Origin of the sequence: Streptomyces sp. 15-116A, assembly GCF_025290915.1 — a bacterium.
Classification (GTDB): Bacteria; Actinomycetota; Actinomycetes; order Streptomycetales; family Streptomycetaceae; genus Streptomyces.
In genome coordinates, this window is record NZ_JAOCQE010000059.1 from 21,847 (window position 1) to 29,120 (window position 7,274).

At 71.1% G+C, this 7,274-nt stretch carries 5 protein-coding genes and 1 pseudogene; 3 read left to right on the forward strand and 3 right to left on the reverse strand.

Going from position 1 to position 7,274, the window contains the following annotated elements; all coding sequences use genetic code 11:
- Positions 1-43: 43 nt before the first annotated feature.
- Entirely contained in the window at positions 44-2,617 is a 2,574-nt protein-coding gene (gene pepN / locus N4P33_RS13200) for an aminopeptidase N (protein WP_260826586.1), read from the reverse strand.
- A 15-nt stretch (positions 2,618-2,632) separates the two neighbouring features.
- Entirely contained in the window at positions 2,633-4,285 is a 1,653-nt protein-coding gene (locus N4P33_RS13205) for a transposase (RefSeq protein WP_260826587.1), read from the reverse strand.
- 192 nt (positions 4,286-4,477) lie between these two features.
- On the opposite strand from N4P33_RS13205, the gene N4P33_RS13210 reads away from it, so the two are divergent.
- Positions 4,478-4,957, forward strand: a complete 480-nt coding sequence (locus N4P33_RS13210; protein ID WP_260826588.1) for a DUF1203 domain-containing protein — start codon at positions 4,478-4,480, stop codon at positions 4,955-4,957.
- A gap of 75 nt (positions 4,958-5,032) precedes the next feature.
- Here the strand turns inward: N4P33_RS13210 and N4P33_RS13215 are convergent, their stop codons facing one another.
- On the reverse strand, positions 5,033-6,052 hold the full coding sequence (locus N4P33_RS13215) for an aspartate-semialdehyde dehydrogenase (protein ID WP_260826589.1): 1,020 nt from the start codon (positions 6,050-6,052) through the stop codon (positions 5,033-5,035).
- A gap of 311 nt (positions 6,053-6,363) precedes the next feature.
- On the opposite strand from N4P33_RS13215, the gene N4P33_RS13220 reads away from it, so the two are divergent.
- On the forward strand, positions 6,364-6,900 hold the full coding sequence (locus tag N4P33_RS13220; protein WP_260826590.1) for an RNA polymerase sigma factor: 537 nt from the start codon (positions 6,364-6,366) through the stop codon (positions 6,898-6,900).
- Between the two features lies 1 nt (position 6,901).
- A pseudogene (locus N4P33_RS13225) lies at positions 6,902-7,274 on the forward strand (hypothetical protein); the annotation flags it as partial.

Here is a 7,274-nt window from a genome sequence, read left to right on the forward strand (position 1 = left end):
CCAGTGCTGTCGTCAGCACCGGGCGCCCCCCTGGACCTACCGCCTACTTACCCGCCACCGCGTCCGCCGCTTGGGCGCGCAGGGCGCGTTCGACGCCCGCGCGGGACTCCGAGACAAGGCGGCGCAGGGCCGGGGCCGGCTCCGCGGCGGACAGCCAGGCGTCCGTCCTGTCCAGGGTCTCGCGGGTCACCTGGACGGCCGGGTAGAGGCCGACCACGATCTGCTGGGCGATCTCGTGCGAGCGGGAGTCCCAGATGTCCTTGACCACCTCGAAGTAGCGCCCCGCGTACGGGGCGAGCAGCTCGCGCTGGTCGGTCTGGACGAACCCGGAGATGACCGCCTCCTGCACGGCGTTCGGCAGCTTGTCGGACTCCACGACCGACGCCCACGCCTCCGCCTTGGCCTCCTCCGTCGGGCGGGCCGCACGAGCCGTCGCCGCGTGGCGTTCGCCCGCCGCGGTCTTGTCGCGCTCGTACTCCGCCGCGATGTCCGCCTCGTCGAAGCGGCCCACCGCAGCGAGCCGCTGCACGAACGCCCAGCGCAGCTCCGTGTCCACGGCCAGACCCTCGATGGTCTGCTCACCGCTGAGCAGGCCCTCCAGCAGGTCCAGCTGCTCCGGAGTGCGGGCCGTCGCCGCGAATGCCCGCGCCCACGCCAGCTGGTGGTCGCCGCCCGGCTCGGCGGAACGCAGATGCGCCAGCGTCGCGTCGGTCCAGCGGGCCAGCAGCGCCTCACGGGCGGCCGGGTCGGCGTACAGGTCGACGGCCAGCTTCACCTGGCGCTGGAGCGACTGCACGACACCGATGTCCGACTCCTTGCCGACGCCCGAGAGCACCAGCGACAGGTAGTCGCGCGCGGCCAGCTCCGCGTCCCGGGTCATGTCCCAGGCCGACGCCCAGCACAGGGCACGGGGGAGGGACTCCGCGAAGTCGCCCAGGTGTTCCGTGACGAACGCCAGCGACTGCTCGTCCAGGCGGACCTTGGCGTACGACAGGTCGTCGTCGTTGAGCAGCACCACCGCCGGGCGGGGCTTGCCCACCAGCTGCGGTACGGCCGTCAGCTCGCCGTCCACGTCCAGCTCGACGCGCTCGCCGCGCACCAGGCGGCCGTCCGCGTCCAGGTCGTAGAGGCCGACCGCGATGCGGTGCGGGCGCAGCGTCGGCTCGCCCTTGGCGCCGGCGGGGAGGGCGGGGGCCTCCTGGCGGACGGCGAAGGAGGTGATGACGCCCTCGGCGTCCGTCTCGATCTCCGGGCGCAGAACGTTGATGCCGGCCGTCTCCAGCCAGAGCTTCGACCAGGTCTTCAGATCGCGGCCGGAGGTCTCCTCCAGTGCGCCCAGCAGGTCGGACAGGCGCGTGTTGCCGAACGCGTGCCGCTTGAAGTACGCCTGCACGCCCCGGAAGAACTCGTCCTCACCCACGTAGGCGACGAGCTGCTTGAGCACGCTCGCGCCCTTGGCGTACGTGATGCCGTCGAAGTTGACGAGCACGTCGTCCAGGTCGCGGATGTCCGCCATGATCGGGTGCGTGGACGGCAGCTGGTCCTGGCGGTAGGCCCAGGTCTTCATCGAGTTGGCGAACGTCGTCCACGAGTGCGGCCAGCGCGAGCCCGGCGCCGCCGCCTGGCAGGCGATCGACGTGTACGTGGCGAACGACTCGTTCAGCCACAGGTCGTTCCACCACTCCATGGTGACCAGGTCGCCGAACCACATGTGGGCCAGCTCGTGCAGGATCGTCTCCGCCCGCACCTCGTACGCCGCGTCCGTCACCTTCGAGCGGAAGACGTACTGGTCGCGGATGGTCACCGCGCCCGCGTTCTCCATCGCGCCCGCGTTGAACTCCGGCACGAACAGCTGGTCGTACTTCTTGAACGGGTACGCGTAGTCGAACTTCTCCTGGAACCAGTCGAAGCCCTGCCGGGTCACCTCGAAGATGGCGTCCGCGTCGAGGTACTCGGCGAGCGAGGGCCGGCAGTAGATGCCGAGCGGTACGGTCTGCCCGTCCTTCTCGTACACGCTGTGGACGCTGTGGTACGGGCCGACGATCAGGGCCGTGATGTACGTCGAGATGCGCGGCGTCGGCTCGAAGACCCAGACGTTCTCCTCGGGCTCCGGCGTCGGCGAGTTGGAGATGACGGTCCAGCCCTCCGGTGCCTTCACGGTGAACTGGAAGGTCGCCTTCAGGTCGGGCTGCTCGAAGCTCGCGAAGACCCGGCGGGCGTCCGGCACCTCGAACTGGGTGTAGAGATAGGCCTGGTCGTCGACCGGGTCGACGAACTTGTGCAGGCCCTCACCGGTGTTGGTGTACGCGCAGTCGGCCTCCACCCGGAGCACGTTGCGCCCCTTGAGCAGGCCGGGCAGGGCGATCCTGGAGTCCTTGAAGACCTCGTCCGGGTCGAGGGAGTCCCCGTTCAGGGTCACCTCGTGCACGGTGGGGGCCACCAGGTCGATGAAGGACTCGGCGCCGTCCTCGGCGACGTCGAAGCGCACCGTGGTCACGGACCGGTAGGTTCCGCTCTCCTGCGCGCCGGAGAGATCGAGTTCGATCTCGTACGAGTCAACGGTCAGCAGCTTCGCCCGCCGCTGCGCTTCTTCGCGAGTCAGGTTTGTGCCAGGCACGCGGTCATCTCCTCGTTATGTGTGCGTTGCGTCATCCTTCCACGGGACATCGACATCGGGCGACGACGGAGCCGGACCGTGGGGATACCGTTCCTGTTCAGTGAGCAGGAGTGAGCCTTGTACCCATCCCTGCCGACTGCGGACATCCCGAACGGTGTTGGATGTCCTGGTCGCCCGCGTACGCGCCGCGTCCGGTGGCACGGATCGTGTCCGTGGTCCGGGGATGCGGGGGCGGGGTCCCTCACGCCCGAGGGCCTCCAACCCGGCCTGGACGGTCCGATGCCCCTGCTCATCACTCCGGTGAGCAGGGGGCGGTGCCGTCCGTCGCCGGATCGGGTGCCCTTGGGCGCGTCGCCCGATCGCGATGCTCGCCGCATCGTGACGGGTCGTCTTGCGTGTTGTCGAGGTCAGGGGCTGCTGCCAGTGCTGGGCGCCCCATCGGCTGGTGTAGGCCGGGTCGACGGCGATGATGCTGACGCCCAGCTGATCGGCCATCGAGGTCAGCCGAGCGCGGAGCCTGCCGGTGGGCATGCCGGAGATGACCTGCCGGAACCGTTTGCGGCGGCCGTGCTTCTCCCGGGTCTTCTCCGCCGCGAAGTCCAGATCCTCGATGGCGATCGCCTTGACGCCGCGGGAGCGTGCCCAGTGCAGCAGGTGGGTCAGGGCGTGCCGAACTTGGGCGTCACGATGGTCGGTGGTGCCGGACAGGTCGTAGAAGAAGCGGCGTGGCGCTCCGATGGGGTTGCCGTGGATGTCGAGGCGCCAGGCGGCGAGGTGGTCGGCGTTCATGTCGACGCCGATCACGCCCTGGGCCAGCGCCGCCTCCAGGGGGATGGTCGGGGTGACGGCGGTCTGCCAGGAGGCGGTCAGGTACCAGCGGTCACGCTGCACGTCGTAGCAGATGCGGTAGGCGACGGCACGGTTGGCCGCCACGCGGTCGGCCCACTCCTGCCCGCGGTGCGCGAAGGCCACTCGGCCGGTGAGGACGTACCGGCCGTGCGCCGCGTTGGCATGCCCGGCCAGCGGGGCGGGGAGCTTGATGCTGATCTCACCGTCCGGGCTGACACGGATGGTTTCGTTGCCGAACCTCTTGCCGGATTCGCCGTCGGCCTGGAGGAACCACCGCTCGGCTTCCCACCGCCTGCGCCATGCCGTCTCGGTGAGCTGCGCAGCGTGCAGGTGGTGGCGGTTGCGGGCGAGACGCTTGCCGCCCCGCACCACGTGCACGACCCCGCTCTCGCGGTCGGCTCGCTCGCGGGCCAGCCGGTCCTCCAGGACGTGCAGGCGCCGTGTCTTGGCGAACCACTCCCGCCGCGACCGGTAGCCGCCCGGCACCCCTTTCGTGCCCTTCGCCCCGACCGGAAGCGACAGCCGGTGCCTGATGGCGCGGATAGCGGCCTCGAGGGACTGGATGTGGGCGAGCTGGCAGCGGCGGGCCAGCGCCCACTGGTCGTGCGTGGCCTTGGTGATCGATCCGGCCCAGCGGGCCGACGACAGCGGAGTCAGCTCCCGCTTGCGGGCGGCCCAGGTCTGGGTGTCGTGTTCGAGGCCGTCCGCGCAGCGGGCCTTGAGGTCCCTCGATGTCAGCGAGCCGAGATGCGCACCCACCAGGGTGAGGACCTTCTCGTCCTCGGGTGTGAGGTGTTTCAGCCGGGTCGTACACCCCACCTAACGAACGCTCCCGCACAAGGTCACGCATTCGATCAGCAAACACCCGTTCCCTCGGGCACCGACCCCTCCGGCACGCTCACAGACAGTCAAAGGTCAGCCGTTCCGAACCCCAGTGTCGGACGGTCGGGGGGCGAACGCGATGTCCGGATTCCGCCGGTGTCCGGAACGGGCGCACGCGACTGTGGAGGCATGACGATCCACACTGCGCGCCCCGTCCCGCCGGCCGTTCTGAAGGAACTGCTGACTTTCGACGACGCCGGCCGCCCTGCGGTCCCCGTCACCGACGAGGAAGGTGGCGCCCCGCTGCGCTGCTGCCTGCGCCGCAGCCGCCCGGGCGAGCGGATCGCCCTCGTCTCCTACGCGCCGCTGCGCCGCTGGGCGGCGCAGACGGGTGCCGACCCCGGCGCGTACGACGAACAGGGGCCGGTGTTCGTGCACGCCGAGGAGTGCCCCGGCCCCCAGGGCGGCGCCGTCCTGCCCTTCACCAACGCCCCTCGTGTCGTCCGGCGCTACTCCGTCGGCGGCCGCATCCTCGGCGGCCGGCTGGTCGAGGCACCGGACGGCTTCGAGCCGGCCCTGACGGAGGCCTTCGCCGACCCCGAGGTGGCTCTGGTGCATGTGCGGGCCGTGGAGTACGGGTGCTTCCTGTACGAGGTGCGCCGGCCCTGACCGGGCGTGGGCGCAGACGCCGGGGCGGCCACCCGCACACAGGTGGCCGCCCCGGAACGTCGTACGCGTCGTCGGTTACTTGCCGCGCAGCTCCTCGGCGACCAGCTCGGCGATCTGTACCGCGTTCAGCGCGGCGCCCTTGCGGAGGTTGTCGTTGGCGACGAACAGGGCCAGGCCGTTGTCCACCGTCTCGTCGCGGCGGATGCGGCCGACGTACGACGGGTCCTTGCCGGCCGCCTGGAGCGGGGTCGGGATGTCGGACAGCTCCACGCCGGGGGCGCCGGCGAGCAGCTCGGTCGCGCGCTCCACGCTGATCGGGCGGGCGAAACGGGCGTTGACCTGGAGGGAGTGGCCCGAGAAGACCGGGACGCGCACGCAGGTGCCGGAGACCTTCAGCTCGGGGATCTCCAGGATCTTGCGGGACTCGTTGCGCAGCTTCTGCTCCTCGTCGGTCTCGTTCAGACCGTCGTCGACGAGGTTGCCCGCGAAGGGGAGCACGTTGAACGCGATGGGGCGCTTGTAGACGCCGGGCTCGGGGAAGTCGACCGCCTCGCCGTCGTGGGTCAGCTGGTCGGCGTCGGCGACGACCTTCTGCACCTGGCCGTGCAGCTCCGCCACGCCCGCGAGACCGGAACCGGAGACCGCCTGGTACGTGGCGACGACCAGCGCCTCCAGGCCCGCCTCCTCGTGCAGCGGACGCAGCACCGGCATCGCGGCCATCGTGGTGCAGTTCGGGTTGGCGATGATGCCCTTCGGGCGGTTCGCGATCGCGTGCGGGTTCACCTCGGAGACGACCAGCGGGACCTCGGGGTCCTTGCGCCAGGCGGAGGAGTTGTCGATCACGACCGCGCCCTGCGAGGCGACCTTCTCGGCCAGCGCCTTCGAGGTCGCGCCGCCCGCGGAGAACAGCACGATGTCCAGGCCGGTGTAGTCGGCGGTGGCTGCGTCCTCCACCGTCACGCCGTCCAGCTCGGTGCCCGCCGAGCGGGCCGAGGCGAACAGACGCAGCCCCGTGACCGGGAAATTCCGCTCCTTGAGGATCCTGCGCATGACCGTGCCCACCTGACCGGTGGCTCCGACGATTCCGACCCTCACGGCGACTCCCTACTGCGTCTCTTTGCGTTCCTGTTGCCTGGCGGCGGCTCTTCCATCATGCGGCCGACCACGGCCCGCCTGTCCAATTCTTTGCGCTCACTGCCCGCGTACTGGGACGCCGAGACGGTGACCGCGGAGTGCGGACCTTCGGTCGTGGCCCCCCTGAGCTGCAGAAATTCAGCCACCGGGGGTCGTGGACCGCAAGGTCCCCTGCCCACCGGGCCCCCCGCCACACGGAGGTGTGACGTACGCCTCTGAACGTTCCGGGCGCATGCGGCGTCGTAGGAGAAACAGCGTGAGGGGGGTGGCCAGTGCTGCGCGGAAGGACCCGGCGCGGACCAGGGGCGCATGCCGCCGCGGACGACGATCCACTGGACGCGGCGCAGGAACGCCGGGTGCGGGCGGTGCTCGCCCTGGGCGGCGTGCCGCAGGCGGACCTGCCGGACGGGGTGCAGCAGGTCCGCCTGCGGCTGCTGGAACGCGCCGCGAGCGGGCGGGAGGCGCCGCGGGACGTCTCGGCGTGGGCGGCGGTCGTCGCCTCCAACCTCGCCATGGACTGGCACCGGGCCAAACGCCGCCAGGACCGCCTCGGCGAACGCCTCGCCGCGCTCCGCCCCGCGGAACTTCCCTCCGGCGAGGAGACCAGCCTGCTCTCTCTCGCCGTCGCCCGGGGCCTCGACGAGCTCCCCGACGCCCAGCGCCAGGTCGTCGTCCTGCGCTTCTACGCCGATCTGCCGGTCCGCTCCATCGCCGAACAGCTCGGCGTCCCGGAGGGCACGGTCAAGAGCAGGCTGCACGCGGCGGTCCGCGCCTTGCGCACCCGCCTGCACGAGGACGAGGTGGTGTGACATGACCGCCGAGAACACCGGTAACACCGGCAACACGGAGAACTCCGGGAACACCGAGTACGACGGTATGGACGCCCTGATGGCAGCGATCCTGGACGAGCCGCTGCCCGCGGAGGCCGAGCGGGACCCGGCCTTCATGACAGCGCACGGGGAGGCCGCTGCCGACATCGCTCTCCTCAGAGAGCAGCTGACCCTGATCGGTGATGCCCTCGCGGGTCCCGCCCGGCAGACCGAGAGGGAGGCCGAGACAGCGGAAGCGGCCCCCGGCGCCGAAGCCGCCACCGGCACGGAGACCGGCGCCCCGGCGGGGCGAGACAAGGCCGCGCCGACCGGAACCCGGCCGGAGCCCGGCACCGGGCCGGAGCCCGGCGCTG